The sequence below is a fragment of the Neobacillus niacini genome, from assembly GCF_019749295.1.
GTDB classification, from domain to species: domain Bacteria; phylum Bacillota; class Bacilli; order Bacillales; family Cytobacillaceae; genus Neobacillus; species Neobacillus niacini_D.
The window spans coordinates 241205-257119 of sequence record NZ_JACWFG010000001.1; the positions used below are offsets into that span (position 1 = coordinate 241205).

Annotated in this window: 14 protein-coding genes; 3 read left to right on the top strand and 11 right to left on the bottom strand. The window is 37.7% G+C overall.

Translation table 11 applies throughout. From position 1 onward, the window contains the following. Positions 1 to 116: 116 nt before the first annotated feature. The 4 genes from H0184_RS01055 to H0184_RS01070 all read right to left on the bottom strand — a co-directional run bounded on the left by H0184_RS01055 (position 117) and on the right by H0184_RS01070 (position 4262). Positions 117 to 1436, bottom strand: a complete 1320-nt coding sequence (locus H0184_RS01055) for a Gfo/Idh/MocA family protein (RefSeq protein ID WP_221819926.1) — start codon at positions 1434 to 1436, stop codon at positions 117 to 119. 87 nt (positions 1437 to 1523) lie between these two features. Continuing rightward, entirely contained in the window at positions 1524 to 2351 is an 828-nt protein-coding gene (locus H0184_RS01060) for a sugar phosphate isomerase/epimerase family protein (protein ID WP_221819927.1), read from the bottom strand. Positions 2352 to 2372: 21 nt separating this feature from the next. Further along, on the bottom strand, positions 2373 to 3458 hold the full coding sequence (bglB, locus tag H0184_RS01065; RefSeq protein ID WP_221819928.1) for a beta-galactosidase BglB: 1086 nt from the start codon (positions 3456 to 3458) through the stop codon (positions 2373 to 2375). A 150-nt stretch (positions 3459 to 3608) separates the two neighbouring features. After that, the gene (locus tag H0184_RS01070) at positions 3609 to 4262 is read right to left on the bottom strand and encodes a rhamnogalacturonan acetylesterase (RefSeq protein WP_221821234.1); all 654 of its coding nucleotides are present in this window, start codon (positions 4260 to 4262) and stop codon (positions 3609 to 3611) included. 383 nt (positions 4263 to 4645) lie between these two features. Between H0184_RS01070 and H0184_RS01075 the strand changes: the two genes are divergently transcribed. Further along, positions 4646 to 7213, top strand: a complete 2568-nt coding sequence (locus H0184_RS01075) for a rhamnogalacturonan lyase (protein ID WP_260631372.1) — start codon at positions 4646 to 4648, stop codon at positions 7211 to 7213. Between the two features lie 270 nt (positions 7214 to 7483). Continuing rightward, positions 7484 to 8581, top strand: coding sequence for a 3-phosphoserine/phosphohydroxythreonine transaminase (serC, locus tag H0184_RS01080; RefSeq protein WP_221819929.1), 1098 nt, complete (start codon positions 7484 to 7486; stop codon positions 8579 to 8581). Between the two features lie 29 nt (positions 8582 to 8610). On the opposite strand, the gene H0184_RS01085 is transcribed toward serC, so the two are convergent. Beyond that, complete coding sequence (locus tag H0184_RS01085) at positions 8611 to 9261, bottom strand: protein kinase family protein (RefSeq protein WP_221819930.1); 651 nt, start codon at positions 9259 to 9261, stop codon at positions 8611 to 8613. A gap of 127 nt (positions 9262 to 9388) precedes the next feature. Here H0184_RS01085 and H0184_RS01090 point away from each other — a divergent pair, with 127 nt between their 5' ends. Continuing rightward, positions 9389 to 9940, top strand: coding sequence for a GNAT family N-acetyltransferase (locus tag H0184_RS01090; protein WP_221819931.1), 552 nt, complete (start codon positions 9389 to 9391; stop codon positions 9938 to 9940). Between the two features lie 26 nt (positions 9941 to 9966). On the opposite strand, the gene H0184_RS01095 is transcribed toward H0184_RS01090, so the two are convergent. The 6 genes from H0184_RS01095 to H0184_RS01120 form a co-directional block, all read right to left on the bottom strand. Beyond that, positions 9967 to 10167 (bottom strand): hypothetical protein, encoded by a 201-nt coding sequence (locus H0184_RS01095; RefSeq protein WP_221819933.1) that lies wholly within the window; start codon positions 10165 to 10167, stop codon positions 9967 to 9969. Between the two features lie 114 nt (positions 10168 to 10281). Continuing rightward, the gene (locus H0184_RS01100) at positions 10282 to 10827 is read right to left on the bottom strand and encodes an outer spore coat protein CotE (RefSeq protein WP_221819935.1); all 546 of its coding nucleotides are present in this window, start codon (positions 10825 to 10827) and stop codon (positions 10282 to 10284) included. A gap of 224 nt (positions 10828 to 11051) precedes the next feature. Further along, entirely contained in the window at positions 11052 to 11507 is a 456-nt protein-coding gene (locus H0184_RS01105) for a YlbF/YmcA family competence regulator (protein ID WP_221819937.1), read from the bottom strand. Position 11508: 1 nt separating this feature from the next. Then, entirely contained in the window at positions 11509 to 13053 is a 1545-nt protein-coding gene (miaB, locus tag H0184_RS01110; protein ID WP_221819938.1) for a tRNA (N6-isopentenyl adenosine(37)-C2)-methylthiotransferase MiaB, read from the bottom strand. 184 nt (positions 13054 to 13237) lie between these two features. Next, positions 13238 to 14104: a 2-oxoacid:ferredoxin oxidoreductase subunit beta gene (locus tag H0184_RS01115; protein WP_221819939.1), complete on the bottom strand. Its 867-nt coding sequence runs from the start codon at positions 14102 to 14104 to the stop codon at positions 13238 to 13240. A 2-nt stretch (positions 14105 to 14106) separates the two neighbouring features. Continuing rightward, on the bottom strand, positions 14107 to 15843 hold the full coding sequence (locus H0184_RS01120; RefSeq protein ID WP_221819940.1) for a 2-oxoacid:acceptor oxidoreductase subunit alpha: 1737 nt from the start codon (positions 15841 to 15843) through the stop codon (positions 14107 to 14109). Positions 15844 to 15915: the final 72 nt, after the last annotated feature.

The window sequence follows — 15915 nt, forward strand, 5'->3', positions numbered from 1 at the left end:
GGAACCAAAACGCACCTTTGATTCCCTCTACCTTGATTTTTTGGGTTCAACGGGAACCAAAACGCTTCTTTGATTCCCTCTACCTGGTTTTTCCTGGTTCAACGGGAACCAAAGCTCTAGAAAACAGCTTTTGGTACCGTTAGATCCACGTTGTTGTTTAATAATTCCTTTATTTTCATTGGCTTATTTTCTTTCACAGACCTCCATACCCCTTCACCTACTGCAATGGAGTAAGCTCCTGCCTCTGCACCCGCTAAAATAGGATATGGGCGATTTTGATCTACCCCTAAGAAAAGGTCTTCCAATAAAACAGGGTCTCCGCCGCCGTGTCCTCCTCCGGTTTGGAGAACATGAATAATCTCTTTTGCTCCGCCAAATAATGGGTAGAATTCAATCGTTTGTTCTGGAACGGAGAATGGAATCCGGCTTGGTTCATGGAACTCTGTTGTTTCAATTCTGCCCTTCGTTCCATTTATCGCTAAACGGTAGCCTTCATATGGAAGGGAGAAATTTACGGAATAGCTTAAGAAAGCGCCTTTATCATACTTTACAGTAGCAACATAGGTATCTTCGATTTCAATTTCGTGATCAAAGATACAGGAATCTGGACGATAATGAGTATAATTTTGGGCAGACTTCTCAATGCTGTCTGCTTTAATATGGTCGTCTTTAACGGCTATGTTATTTCGGCGGTTTGACCAGCGCATATAGTATTCACACGAAGGCTTCTCTTCACAGGTACTACAATAGCGGTTGTCTGTTGGGCTTGGATTGAATTCTCCGTCTTTACCGAAGTAATTTAGGGCACCGTATGCAAATACTTCTTCTGGATTCTGATCAAGCCACCAATTTACTAGGTCAAAATGGTGTGTGGATTTATGAATGGATAGGCCGCCTGAAAAATTTCGGTTTCGGTTCCATCTTTTGAAATAGCTCGCGCCATGATAGGTATCAATATACCAATTCAGGTCAACGGAAGTGACCCTGCCGATTTTTCCTTCTAAAATAAGTTCTTTTATTTTCCGGTGAAACGGATTGTAACGATAGTTAAAAGCGACAATTACTTTTCCCTTACTTTCCTTTTCTGCTTCCATTACTCTTCTAGCATCTTCTGCTTTTGTCACCATTGGCTTTTCGGTAATAACGGTTAAGTTATTCTCTAAGCCTTGTAATATGTAATCGATATGGGTATCGTCTCTGCTCGTTACGATGACTGTATCTGGATTTGTTTCATCAATCATTTGTTGGAATTGATTCGGATTGTAAGAGGGAACGGATTTTAATTCAGAAAAACTTTCTTTGCAAATTTCTATTCTTCGCGGGTCGGTATCTAGGACGCCAACAACTTGGTTAGTTGAACCGAATTGATGAACGATTGATTGAATAAACATTCCTAATGCTCGGTTACTAAGTCCGCAAACTACGATTCTATTCAAAGTGTTTCCCCCTATTTTTATAGAAAATTTATTTTTAAAAGAAAACTCCCATTAAAGTTAACCAACAATAATGGGCAGTATATGCTTTTATTTTCCCCTTAGGTATGCGATGCTTTCTTCTATGAAGGGTTCTTTTGTTTCTTCTAGTAAGATGTTTATAAAAGGTTTTTTCTTTTTTATTTCTTTTATAATATACTCATAGTTTAGTAGTCCCTTACCAACGGCTGTTGGGACTAGTTGGTTGTTCTCTATGGTAAAGTCTTTTGCATGGAGGATGACTACTCTGTCACCAAATAAATCCATTGCTTCTTGAAAAATTTCTTCTTGATTTTGGTACGTATCAATTGTTAATAGATTCACTGGGTCGAGAATCACTTGCAGATTATTGGAATTGATTGAATCTAAGAGTCTCTTCATTACTTTTGGCGAATAAATTGGATGATTTACTCCTGCTTCTATCCCCACAATAACTCCAAACTTTTCTGCTTCCTTAACAAGTTCAGAGACACTTTCTACCACTTCTAAAAAAGGTTCTTCCTTGAAGTTCTCTTCGGTATAGAAAATTTCCGGATTTACATTTCCTGTTTCAGTCGCCACTATACTGCAGCCAAAATCTTTAGCAAAGCGGATATGCTCTTTAAAGCGCTCCATCCCTTTACGTCTCTCATCCAAATCAGGATGAATCATATTAAAATAGCAGCCTAATACAGCAATTTGTACATTATGCTTTGCGAATGCATTAGCTACATAACGTGCGAAACCTGGGCTCAAACTGCCTAGTTCTGTATTCACACCCTCTAAGGATTTACTTAAAGCCAGCTGAACGGATGTAAGTCCTTTACCAGCTACTTCTTGTCCTAACTCTTCTAGTGGAAGGTTTTCAATATCATGTGCTCTTATTCCAATGTTTAACATTTCCATCCCACCTATACTTCTTTAGATTCTGTGATGCAGGTATTCTACTAATGCAAGGATTGCCATTGATTGTCCGTACGGCATTGCTGTAACAGGAATTTGCTTGTAAAATTCTTGCGTTTCTCCCATAGCTGTTCCAGCTGAAACATGCTGCAATTCACCAGTTTCATCGATGTTTTCAATAACAGCTTTTATCGCCTTTAATCCCATATCATTGTATTTCTTCTCAACATAGCGTTTACGTAAGGATCTTAATGTTCCAAATGCAAAACCAGCTGTACAGGATGCCTCTACATATGAAGTTGGATCAAGAAGAAGAGTATGCCATAAACCGTTTTCATTTTGACACGATTCAAGTGCTTCCAATTGTCTTTCTAATGTATCAATCAAGATTTGACGAACTGGATCTTTTTCATCTAATTCAACTAAATCCAGGAATTCAGGAATGGCAATGGTTACCCAAGAATTTCCACGTCCCCATAATGCTTCTGCAAAATTGTGGTTTCCTTCAAACGTCCAGCCATGGAACCAAAGGCCTGTTTTCTTATCAAATAGATACTTGATATGTATTAAGAATTGTTTTTTAGCTTCTTCAATGTACTCCGGCTTATTTAGCAATAAACCAATTTTCGTTAATGGCAGTACACTCATCATTAAAGTGTCATCCCAGAGCTGCTGATAATTTTCATTTCCGAACACCACGTGCTGAATTCCGCCATCTTTTGTTCTTGGCATATCATGGTACAACCAGTCACCCCAAGTTTCTAAGTATGGAAGGTACGTTGGATTTCCTGTTTCTTCATACAAATATGCAAGCGTTAACATTTGTACCATCGTATTCACATTTTTTTCAACTGGAAGTTCTTTAAATTGATCATCAAACCACTTTACAATAATATTTAATACTTCTTCTTTTTTAGTTAGTTTATAATACTTCATCATTCCATAAAGACCTACACCGGCGGTCCATTCCCAATAATTGAAACTCTTATTATCAATTTTTCTTCCATCCGCAAGCGGAATTGCATATTTCCCATCTGGATCATTTAGGTTTATTAAGTTTTCAATTAGGAGCTCAATTTTCTGTTCAATTTCTAGTCTATGCATCTATCATTTCCTCCTCAAAATTAATCATTAATGGTAAGGAAAATTTTCGGGTTAAAAGATTCCTAGGGTACACATTCTAATTATATTTAAACTACTTTTAGTATTTAATTCAAAATTCAGTTTAAATCTATTAAAAAACAGTGTATCTGCTTACAATTTGATATTTTCTGCGATGGGAAGTTTACTGCCCTTTAACCCTTGGGCAACTAATCCTGCCAGGTGACAGGCACCTTTTTTCGTAAAATGGGTAAAATCCGTTTCATTTACGGAGGCCATGTACAAAGTTAATGACTCCTTATAGCCAATGCTATCAAGCAGGTATAAACTCTTCTCCATTAAATCTATTAACGTTACATCTTCCTCTTTTGCAACTTCTTTCATTGCTGAACAGTATATAGGAAAATCGTTAATAAATTTTCCATTTTCTAGATGAAGCCTCGCTGGCGGAGTTATTAATACAGGCACAGCCTGGTTATCTCTTGCACCCTTTACGTACATTTTTAGATATTGCTTATAGGTTGTATATGGTTCTGTATATCGTTCGGGTTTACTTTTTGTCGCATCATTATGACCCATTTGTATAAATAAGTAATCACCAGCTTTAATTTCCTTTAATATTTGAAGTAATCGCCCTTCTCCAATAAATGATTTTGAGCTCCGACCTCCAATAGCATGATTTAATACTTGTACCTCCTCATCTAAATAATCCTTGAGGAACTCTCCCCAGCCTCCTTGATGTTTTTCATGTACATCATAGGTCTGTACAGTTGAGTCTGCTGCAAGAAAAATTCTTATTGGTTTCATCCTCATAAATACCCTCCAATTTATTTAATAGAAATTTTATCCCTTATATATTCAATAACACGATTTAGTTCATTTTACTATTAGACATTTTTGTTCTACCTAACTATCGAAATGGTAGTTTCTTGCCTTGTTATCACACTTTTGCAAAAAAGGACAAACACTTTAGTTAGTTCATTAGGACTATGAGTATAGGCATAAATTGCCTTTTTTCAGCTAGATAAAACTGATTTTCTATCAAAGAGTACTGATAATTAAATATCGTATTCCGAATATTTAAAATAAAATATAATATGAGTTCCTTATTAGTATTTTTGTATGGAGGTGTACTTAGTTTTTTGTAAGCGTATTCAGTTATTTTATAAAAGTGTAGGAGGGCGAATAATTTGAAGAAAATATTATTATCTAAAAAGGTACTATCTACTGCAATTGCATTACCCTTACTTATATCAGGGGTCTCTGGTGTATCTGCTGTGGAGACTCAGAAAAACAATATAGCTAGTAATCTTCCAGGAGTCCAATTAGAATACCTTGACAGAGGGTTGATTGCCGCTCCAACATCTCAGGGTATATTCCTCAGTTGGAGATTATTAGCGAATGAGGTGAATGGTTATTCTGAAACTGGATTAACCGGGGTCAACTTCAATGTATACCGTGATGGTAATTTGATTGCAACAGTAGAAGACAGCACCAACTTTGTAGATCAAAATGGCACCTCTTCTTCCAGCTATTATGTTCGTTCCGTATTAAATGGAAAAGAGCTTGATCAAAGTTCTTCCGTAACCCCTTGGAAGCAATCCTATGTTGACTTACAGCTCAAGAAGCCAGCTGATGGTGTTACCCCTGCAGGAGAAAATTATACCTATTCTGCTAATGATATGAGTGTTGGAGATGTTGATGGAGACGGCAAATATGAGTACTTTGTTAAATGGGAACCATCCAACTCAAAGGACGTATCACAAAAAGGATATACAGGTAACACGTACATTGACTGCTACAGGTTTGATGGAACTCTATTATATCGAATCGACCTCGGTGTAAATATTCGCTCGGGAGCCCACTATACTCAATTCTTGGTTTATGATTTTGACGGTGATGGCAAATCAGAGATTATGTTCAAAACCGCACCAGGTACAAAGGTTATTAAATTTGATAAAGCTGGAAATATCACCTCTGAAAAGTTTATAACAATACCTCAAAAGGACATCGACGCTGGATATAGTAATGAAGATGATTACCGGATGAGCCGAGAAGATTATTATAATCATGTTGTGAAAATGTTTATGAGTTGGGATGAGCATGAAGAAGTAGTCAAAGGAAACTGGCCAAGTACCCTTGAGGAAGCATTTGGGATTGAAAAACAATATACCTATCCTTTATCTAAAGAAGATGCCGTAAGCTTAACCGATTACTTTATGGATGTTTACGCACCAAAAAGAAGTGGAAACAACAAATTAAGAGAATTTGAAGGTTTCATCTTAGAGGGTCCTGAATATTTGACAGTCTTTAATGGAGGAACAGGCGAAGAAATGGATTCGATTGATTACAAACCTGGCAGACATGATGATGGCCTTATGTGGGGCGATTATGCAATGGGTAGAATTGAACCCGGAAATCGTGTCGATCGTTTCCTAGCAAATGTAGCATACCTTGATGGTGAAAAACCATACGCCGTGTTTGCACGTGGATATTACACAAGATCCAATCTCGTTACATATAGCTGGGATGGGAAAAACCTTAAGGAAAACTGGGCGGTAGACAGCGGATGGACCCCTATGAGTAATCCATTTAATGATGGCCCGCATGGCAGAGACGGGACCGATCCGGAATTTGGCACCTTGACAACACAAGGGGCACACACTCTGAGTGCTGCAGATGTTGATGGAGATGGCAAACAAGAAATCGTTTACGGCAGCGCAACCATTGATGATGACGGTTCTTCTTTATTATACAGTTCAATGGATACTATGCCTCCACAAAGTGCAGCACCCAACACCACTGCTAGACTCGGGCATGGGGATGCGCTGCATGTAACGGACATCGATCCAAACAGACCAGGAATGGAAATCTTTATGGTCCATGAAGGCGGTACATGGGCACCGTATGGCTATTCATTACGAGATGCCAAAACAGGGGAAATCATTTATGGAGGCTATACTGGAAGGGATACAGGACGTGGTATGGTTGGTGATGTAGATCCATCTACACCTGGATTAGAAACTTGGGCTGTGGGATTGTGGAGCGCAGCTGGAGAAAGGATTTCTAACTCTGCTCCTGGTACCAATATGAATATAAAATGGGCTGCAGATATGACGACACAAATTATCAATGGTTCAGGCAATGCTTCGACTACCATTGACGATTGGAAAAAAGGCAGGGTCCTAACCGCAGCTGATGCTAGAACGAATAACAGTACAAAAGGAAACCCAGGTTTAGTGGCAGATATACTCGGCGACTGGAGAGAAGAATTGCTTGTAAGAACTGCGGATAGTTCAGCGATTCGTATTTATACTAATACAGAGGTTACAAACCACAAATTGTATACATTAATGCACGACGCACAATATCGTGCCGAAGTAGCAAGACAAAATACAGCTTATAACCAACCTTCCTATACAAGCTTTTATTTCGGAAGTGATACAAATTGGTCAAAAGTTCCAGTTCCAAATTTTTGGACTCCTGGGGTGCTGACTGTGTTAGAAGGTGCTATGGCGGAATATATATCCAGTGGAGAGTTGAATGGTCCGTTAGTTTCAAAACTAGAAAATTCGCTCAAACAAGCAGAGCATCACTTGGAAAAAGGATCTGTAAAGCAAGCACTGAAATTTATTGAGAAATACGCAGCAGAAATTAATCAGAACAAAAACGCATCTTACATCACTCCTAATGCAAAACTAACCTTATCGCATAAAGCTCAATTATTAATTGACATGTTGGAAAGAAACAACGATTAACCATTATGTGCAGCCATCCTGATTCTGTCAGGGTGGTTGTTTTGATGAGAGAAATAGCTGATCTTCTTCACCTGTCATATAAAGGATATTAGATATTAGTATAATTTTGCAGGACCGTTTTGGCCCTATTGATTTTTTGTTATACATCCTAATTAAATGTAAACGCATTCATTATATTTATCGAAAACTATTGAAATATTTTGATGTATTTTCATTTAAAATATTAGAAAATATGTTATATTCAAATAAATGAAAAATGGGAGTGAGAAAATGAATTCTCTTGTACAACGTGCCTTTAATTTTAATGCAGGTCCCTCAGCCCTTCCGCTGGCTGTTCTTGAAAAAGCCCAGCAGGAACTAATTGATTTTCGTGGTACTGGTATGTCGGTCATGGAGCTCAGCCACCGCAGCGCAGCCTATGAAGAGGTACATAATAATGCCATTGCCCTTCTAAAAGAATTGTTATCGATACCGGAAAATTATGAGGTCCTTTTTCTACAAGGAGGAGGAAGTCTTCAGTTCTCTATGGTTCCTATGAACTTCTTGAAGCCTGGAGAAAAAGCTGGTTATATTATGACCGGCTCATGGTCGGAAAAAGCATATTCTGAGGCTAAACTATTTGGGGATCCTTATCATGTTGTCAGTACCAAGGAAAGTCAATATCGCCGTATCCCGCGATTTGACGAATTGCAGTATAATCCGAAAGATGCCTATATTCATCTCACATCCAATAATACTATTTATGGTACTCAATGGAGTGATTTTCCAAATACAGGTGATGTACCGTTAATTGCAGATATGTCCAGCGATATCTTATCAAAGCCTTTTGATGTCAGCAAATTTTCTTTAATCTATGCCGGTGCTCAAAAGAACCTTGGTCCTTCTGGTGTTACTGTGGCCATTATTCGCAAGGATATGATTGAAAAAGCTAATCCTAACATTCCAACCATGTTAAAATATAGCACTTACTCAAAAAACAACTCTTTATATAACACCCCTCCTACCTTTGGAATATATATGCTTGGTGAGGTTTTAAGCTGGATCAAGGAACTAGGTGGAATAAATGCCCTTACAAAGCGGAACAAAGAAAAAGCAAAACTAATTTATGATGCAATTGACCAAAGCAATGGATTTTATATTGGTCATGCTGAAACCCAAAGCCGCTCGCTCATGAACATTACTTTCCGGGTAAAGGATGAAGAATTGGAGAAAAAATTCTTAGCTGAAGCAAAAAGCGAAGGATTTGTCGGTGTTAATGGGCATCGCTCTGTGGGAGGCTGCCGTGCATCCACTTATAATGCGGTCCCATATGAAACATGTAAAGCATTTAGTGAATTCATGATTCAATTTCAACATAGAAATCAATAAACAATAACATGCAAAAGGGAAATATCATTTCATATATTTCCCTTTTTTATTTTCCTATAAAGTCTATATCCTTTTCTAACGCTATTTACCACAGAGAATGGAATGGGTGGATGATATTTTTGAATAAATGGAATATAGATTTTATAATAAGCCTTTTTTAAATCATCCCACTTACGGCATTTGCCCTGTTTGTAAAAATCCGAGACATCAACGATATACCCTCTTCCATCACTCATGACAACATTTCTTCCATGGACATCAAACGGGTTTAATCCCACTGACCGAGCATATTCTATCCCCTCATCGACATCTTTAATAACTGATTCAGGAATGCGGATTCCTTTTATAACTGCATCGAATAGATTAATCCCATCTATTCTTTTTAAGATCAGATAATTATCACCATAATCAATCAGTGAAGAAAAGGAGTGATGATTGCCTAATTTTTTATATACTTCGACTTCTTTCGTTAGCTCCTCAGGTTTCCTGCCATATACCTTTACCACCCATTTTGGGTTGGATTGATGCAAAAAAACACCTGCATAATTCCCACTCCCGATTGTTTTCCAAGTGTTTGAGAAGTTCTTTACAATAATGGGATCATATGGACCTTCAATGGATAGCTGAATGTTAGGCAATAATTCATTTCCAATTAATCTAATATATTTATCAATCTTCATTTGAACACCTCAAAACGAACAGATTAAAATCTTCTATACTTTTAGTATACATTCGATATACACTTAAAGTAGAAAAAATATTCTTTATTTAATTATCTATTTTATTTTTTATGGATGAGGTGTACGAATGAAATTTCCAACTTTGGAAACCGAACGATTACAGCTTGTGGAAATTACCCAAAAATATGCTCAAAGTCTTTTCGAAATTTTTTCATTAGATGAAGTAACCAAGTATTACGGGTCAGAAACCTTTACCCGCATTGAAGAGGCTAATAAGCTAATCGAAATGTTTCAAAAGAATTATTATGAAAAGCGTGCTTACCGCTGGGGCATTATTCTGAAAGAAAATAATCAGCTTATTGGGACAATAGGGCTTAATGGATTACAATTAAAAAACAAAAAAGCTGAAATTGGCTATGAGTTAAATCCTTCTTTTTGGCGGAATGGGTATGCCACTGAGTCAATTAGAGAAGTATTACGTTATGGCTTCGGTGAATTAGAATTAAATCGGATTGGTGCAGTCGTTTACATAGAAAACAAGGCATCCTTTAATCTTTTAACTGGGTTAGGATTTAGCAAAGAAGGTGAACTACGAGATTACTTTTTTCAAAACAATAAATATCACACAACTCATATTTTATCTTTACTAAAGTCTGAATGGGAATCAAATCAGGTTTAAAAATAAAAAAGCCAGGAATCCTGGCTTTACTCTTCGAAATAATCCTTAAATGCTCTGGGATTATTCGTTTCCTTCCCTTGATAATAGGGGTTATTATCAGTTGAATCCTCTGGGTCAAGATTTGTTTTAATTATTAAGTGGGGGCCTGAGGGCTGCTCAGCGATGATCCTGTCGTTTAATTCGTCAAAATCAGGTAGTTTATTATTTCCAGGCTGTCTAAGTTCCATATCGTTGACACCTCCTAAAAATAGCTTGCTGATTTTTCATATTATCATACATTCATCTTATATTATAAGATGTTTAAAAAGAAAAAACTAGGAAGTAAAGACTTCCTAGTATGTTTATTCTTCTTCGACTCCGAGTAAGAAATCTGGATTTAATTCCTCAAATTCTTCGTCGTCTACATCCATTCCCCAATCATCGTCATCATCGTGGCATCCCTTTGGATTAATGGCGACACATACTTTTGTTTCGCCTATTACTTCCACTAGGAATTCCTTTTCGACATGGACAATGATTCGATTGCCATTTGGTGAGATGACTGCTTCACAACAATTTGGCTGCTGCAAGACACGAGCACAAATTTCATTGTCATCCAAGCAATCATGATCACGGTATTTTAACTTAATGACATCTGTATATTTAACACATTCAGTAACAACTTCTGTTCTGGTGTTATCATTGTATGAGTACCATACGTTGATGTCGTAAGAGCCGTGTATCTCTACAGTTTTGCCGACTTTTTTCGCGTTGTATTTATGGTTGATAATCCAACAGCCAAGTATGCTGGTTGGACTATGTGCCGGGCTAATCGTATGATTGGAATTGGTGAATTTACGCCCTTTCGCTACTACGGCCTTAACAATTATCTCTCTATATTCTCCCATTTCGCGCGAAACCTCCTCATTCATTTTCATTTCATCCTATGCAATTTTTTAGACTAGTGTGCGATATATTTCTGCGAATACTGGTTAAAAGTTTAGTCATAGTTCATTTTATGCGGGAGTTTTATGTAGGTTCCAATTAGGCAAGTACTTAAAGCGAGGTAATATTAAAACTATTGAGAACAAAAAAACTGCCAGACTTTTTATAAAAGCCTGGCAGGGGTTTCTTAATGATTGTGGTCATGGTCGTGGTCGTGATTTCCGCAAGACCCGCCATTATCTAGACTTGCACCTGTTTCACCGCGTAATACATCTCCACCGGTTGATTCGATAATGACATCTGTAACCTTATTTGAGATGGTTGTAGCAATTAGCTGAAGTAATTCATTTACTTCTATTTGAGACTGCTTAAACTCTTGAACAACCGGAATATTGTCTAAATCCTGTTCAATGGAAGCAATTTTGTCTTCTACTTTTTTCAGTGCTTCTGGCTTTCCGTAATGCTGCAGATTAACAGCTTGCTTTTGCAAACCCTTAATATCAGAAATTAGCGTGCTAACTTTAGGATTCACATGAATTTGTGCTTCTGCACGTTTAAAGAAATCTACTTCTTCCGTTTCCGCTATCATGTTTGCTAGCTCTTGAGCACGTGCGATGATATCTTCTTTTGTATATTTCGCCACTTTATTTCACCTCAACTGGTTCTAGTTCTTCCACCATTTCTCCGTTTAATGACCATGTTTTTGCGTCGGTTATTCTTACTTTTACAATTTTACCAATTGCTGATTTGGGTGCAGCAAAATTCACAAGTTTGTTTCTAGATGTATATCCTGCAAGCACATCTGGATTATTCTTGCTTTCCCCTTCTACAAGAACTTCAACAATTTGACCCTTATGTTTCTTCATTGCTTCAGCAGAAAGTTCGTTAACCAGAGCATTTAAACGCTGTAAACGTTCTTTCTTTACCTCCATTGGGACATTATCCTGCATTTTCGCTGCCGGTGTACCCTCACGTGGTGAATAAATAAACGTATAAGCAAGTTCAAACCCAACTTCACGATATAAAGATAATGTTTCTTCAAATTGTTCGTCTGTTTCATTCGGATAACCAACGATAATATCTGTGGTTAATGCAACGTTTGGAATTGCTGCCTTGATTTTACTCACTAGCTCTAGATATTGTTCTCTTGTATATTTACGAGCCATTATCTTAAGAACATCTGTGGAACCAGATTGTACAGGCAGGTGAATATGATCCATTAGATTACCGCCTTTTGCAAGGACTTCAATTAAATGGTCATCAAAATCACGAGGATGACTTGTTGTGAATCGAATACGCGGGATATCAATCTTCCGCAGCTCGTCCATAAGTTCACCCAGGCCGTAGTTCACACCCTCTAAATCTTTTCCATATGCATTTACGTTTTGACCTAAGAGTGTAACCTCCTGGTAGCCCTGTGCGGCTAGATGACGTACCTCTTGGATGATCTCTTCAGGGCGGCGGCTTCGTTCTTTACCACGTGTATACGGAACAATACAATAGGTACAGAATTTGTCACAGCCGTACATAATATTAACCCAGGCTTTAATATTACCACGTCTAACTTTTGGAAGGTTTTCGATTACGTCCCCTTCTTTAGACCATACTTCTACAACCATTTCTTTTGACATATAAGCTTCATGTAGAATATTTGGCAGACGGTGAATGTTATGTGTACCAAAAATCATGTCCACCTGATCGTAGGTTTTTAATATCTTATTAACAACGGATTCTTCTTGGGACATACAGCCGCAAACACCAATGAGTAAATCTGGCTTTTCTGTCTTCAAATGCTTTAAGTGTCCTAGTTCACCAAATACCTTATTTTCAGCATTCTCACGAATTGCACATGTATTTAAGAGAATAACATTTGCATCTTCTGTAGAATCTGTCGGCTCATATCCTAATGCCAGGAAGATCCCTGCCATCACTTCAGTATCATGCTCATTCATTTGACATCCATAGGTACGGATATAAAATTTGCGCCCTTCTCCTAAGCCGCGAAACTCCTCAGGAATAGAGAAATCGTTATGATACTTTACTTCTTCTTTTCCACGCTTTTTTGCATCTTTTAAGGAAGGTGCAGTTATTACCTGCTCAAAATATTTACTGTAATCCTTGGCGGATTTTTTGTCCGAAGAATTAGCAGGTTCGATTTGCCTGGCTTCTACACGTTGTTTTTCATTCATAAGTAAAATCTCCTTTCAGTCAAATTACTGTCTATGAATATTAGAAAAGTAAATTTTTTCCTGTACTAGTGAATAAGAAATGAATCTTCCACACATCCGCACATTATTATAGTATAAAGGTTAAAAGGCTTGAAAACAATAGAAAATCCCGTAGTCGTCTACTACGGGATTTTTCCAATTCCTATTACATAAACTCGCCGACTAATTTATCAAAATAATTTTGATCTAGGTTTAGATCAGCGTGTGCTAATGGAGTTTCAGAGTAATTATTAATTAATTCCTGGTAAGATTGACGCTCTGTGTTTTGATAAATCAAACCAGTAACTAGACCATTATGCTTCATCAATGTCTGCATAGCATTTTCACGGTTTGAAGGATCATAACCTTCAATATCGCTTAACTTTGTTAGGTTCTCTTTAAACCAATCATAAGTGTTAACCTTATTATAAGTCACACAAGGACTGTATACGTTAATTAAAGAAAATCCTTTATGTTTAATACCAGCTTCAATTAAAGCAGTAAGATCTTTCAAATCTGTAGAGAAGCTTTGCGCAACAAACGTTGCTCCAGCAGTTAAAGCCATCTCCATTGGTGAAATTGGCTGCTCAATCGAACCTAGCGGCGATGATTTCGTTTTAAAGCCGGCAGCAGAACGAGGAGACGTTTGCCCTTTTGTTAATCCATAGATTTGGTTATCCATAACTACGTAGGTAATATCAATATTTCTACGAATTGCATGAATGGTATGGCCCATACCGATTGCAAAACCATCACCATCACCACCAGAAGCGATGACTGTTAAATCACGGTTTGCCATTTTCACACCTTGTGCGATTGGTAATGAACGACCATGAATACCATGGAAACCATATGAATTAATATAACCAGAAATACGACCAGAACATCCGATACCAGAAATAACAGCTAAGTTTTCAGGCTCAAGACCTACATTCGCTGCTGCACGTTGCATTGCCGCTTGTACAGAGAAGTCGCCACAGCCAGGGCACCAGTTCGGTTTTACATTATTTCTAAAGTCTTTAAAAGTGGCCATGATTAGAACAACTCCTTACATTTTGTATATACTTCGTGTGGTAGGAACGGGTTACCGTCATATTTTACATGTTTAATAATTTTTTCAGCATGACCAACATTCATTTTCATAATGTTTGCTAATTGTCCAGTTGCATTGTTTTCTACAACCACAACTTTCTTTGCTGAACGAACAAGCGGCAGCACTTCGTCCGTTGGGAATGGATGAATTAAACGGATATGTGCATGGTTTACTTTCAATCCATCATTCTCTAAACGTACCATTGCTTCCTCAATAACACCTCTTGTTGAATTGAATCCAACTAGTAAAATGTCAGCATCTTCATGCTTTGCATTTTTGTAAACAGGTGTGTTGAAGCGGATATTTTCAATTTTACGGAATCGCTTGTCCATTTGTGCAATTCTATTTGCAGCTGATTCTGAAGGCTTACCAGTTTCATCATGCTCAACACCTGTTACGTGGTGAATACCATTTTTCATACCAGGGATTACACGTGGAGAAACTCCATCTTCGGTAACTTCATAGCGTTTGAAATAAGCTTTATTTTCACTGTCAGGAATTTCACCTGCAACCAGCTTACCACGTCTAATTTCAACCTTATCCATACCTAAAGGTTCAACAGTCTGTTTGCCTAAAGATAATTGAAGATCTGAAAGAATGATAACTGGACATTGATATTCTTCAGCCAGGTTAAATGCTTCAGCAGTATCATAGAATGCTTCTTCTACAGTACTTGGAGCCATAACAATTTTAGGGATTTCTCCATGTGTTCCATAAATCATTGCCATTAAATCTGACTGTTCTTGCTTTGTTGGTAATCCTGTAGATGGACCTCCACGCTGCGTATCAACAATCACTAGAGGAGTTTCAGTTATACCTGAGAGACCAATTGCTTCCATTTTCAATGATAGTCCAGGACCTGCAGATGCAGTAATTGTACGAACACCAGCATAGTTTGCACCAATCGCCATTGTACAAGCAGCAATTTCGTCTTCTGTTTGAATAACTGTTCCTCCAAGAGCAGGAAGTTTTTTAATTAAATATTCCATTATTTCAGAAGCTGGTGTAATTGGGTAAGCAGCCATAAAACGGCAGCCTGCTGCAACAGCTCCCAATGCAATCGCGTCATTTCCAATCATGAACATACGCTTCTTGCCATCAGCTTTTTCAAGTTCCATAATTTCAATGCCATCTACAAGCTGTTTTTTCATATAATCAAATCCAGCTTTAATTGCATCCATGTTTTTTGAAACGACTTGTGCACCTTTTTTACCGAAAATCTCTTGAACTACTTCTTCAAACACTTGAATATCAAGATCTAAAACGGCAGAAGTTGCACCAATCGCTACCATGTTTTTCATTAAAGATGTCCCTAACTCAGTAGCAATTTCCGTAAATGGAACCGCATACAATGAAGCTTCGGTATCCTCTGGTTTCTTTGGCGTGAATTTCGCATCTGCAAGGATTACACCTTTTCCATGCAGCTCTTTGTAATTTACATCGATAGTTTCTTGGTCAAAAGCGACAAGAATATCAAGATCATCTGAGATTGAACGAACTTCAGTCGTACTAACTCTAATCTTGTTGTTTGTATGACCGCCCTTAATACGAGATGAAAAGTGACGATAACCATACAAGTAATAACCGAGGCGATTCAATGCAATAGCAAATATTTCCCCCGTACTTTCAATACCTTCCCCTTGTTGTCCGCCAACTTTCCACGAAAGTTGATTGATCATGACTTACACCCCTTTGGATATGTAAAAAATATATTTTATAAATCACTAATAGTGTAGCACAATTCCGAGTAA

Coding starts and splice junctions, on each gene's coding strand:
- H0184_RS01085 (WP_221819930.1), bottom strand. CDS start 9,261: ATGAAGATTGATAAATATATTAGATTAATTGGAAATGAATTATTGCCT.
- bglB (WP_221819928.1), bottom strand. CDS start 3,458: ATGCATAGACTAGAAATTGAACAGAAAATTGAGCTCCTAATTGAAAAC.
- H0184_RS01060 (WP_221819927.1), bottom strand. CDS start 2,351: ATGTTAAACATTGGAATAAGAGCACATGATATTGAAAACCTTCCACTA.
- H0184_RS01095 (WP_221819933.1), bottom strand. CDS start 10,167: ATGGAACTTAGACAGCCTGGAAATAATAAACTACCTGATTTTGACGAA.
- serC (WP_221819929.1), top strand. CDS start 7,484: ATGAATTCTCTTGTACAACGTGCCTTTAATTTTAATGCAGGTCCCTCA.
- H0184_RS01090 (WP_221819931.1), top strand. CDS start 9,389: ATGAAATTTCCAACTTTGGAAACCGAACGATTACAGCTTGTGGAAATT.
- H0184_RS01115 (WP_221819939.1), bottom strand. CDS start 14,104: ATGGCCACTTTTAAAGACTTTAGAAATAATGTAAAACCGAACTGGTGC.
- H0184_RS01100 (WP_221819935.1), bottom strand. CDS start 10,827: ATGGGAGAATATAGAGAGATAATTGTTAAGGCCGTAGTAGCGAAAGGG.
- miaB (WP_221819938.1), bottom strand. CDS start 13,053: ATGAATGAAAAACAACGTGTAGAAGCCAGGCAAATCGAACCTGCTAAT.
- H0184_RS01120 (WP_221819940.1), bottom strand. CDS start 15,843: ATGATCAATCAACTTTCGTGGAAAGTTGGCGGACAACAAGGGGAAGGT.
- H0184_RS01070 (WP_221821234.1), bottom strand. CDS start 4,262: ATGAAACCAATAAGAATTTTTCTTGCAGCAGACTCAACTGTACAGACC.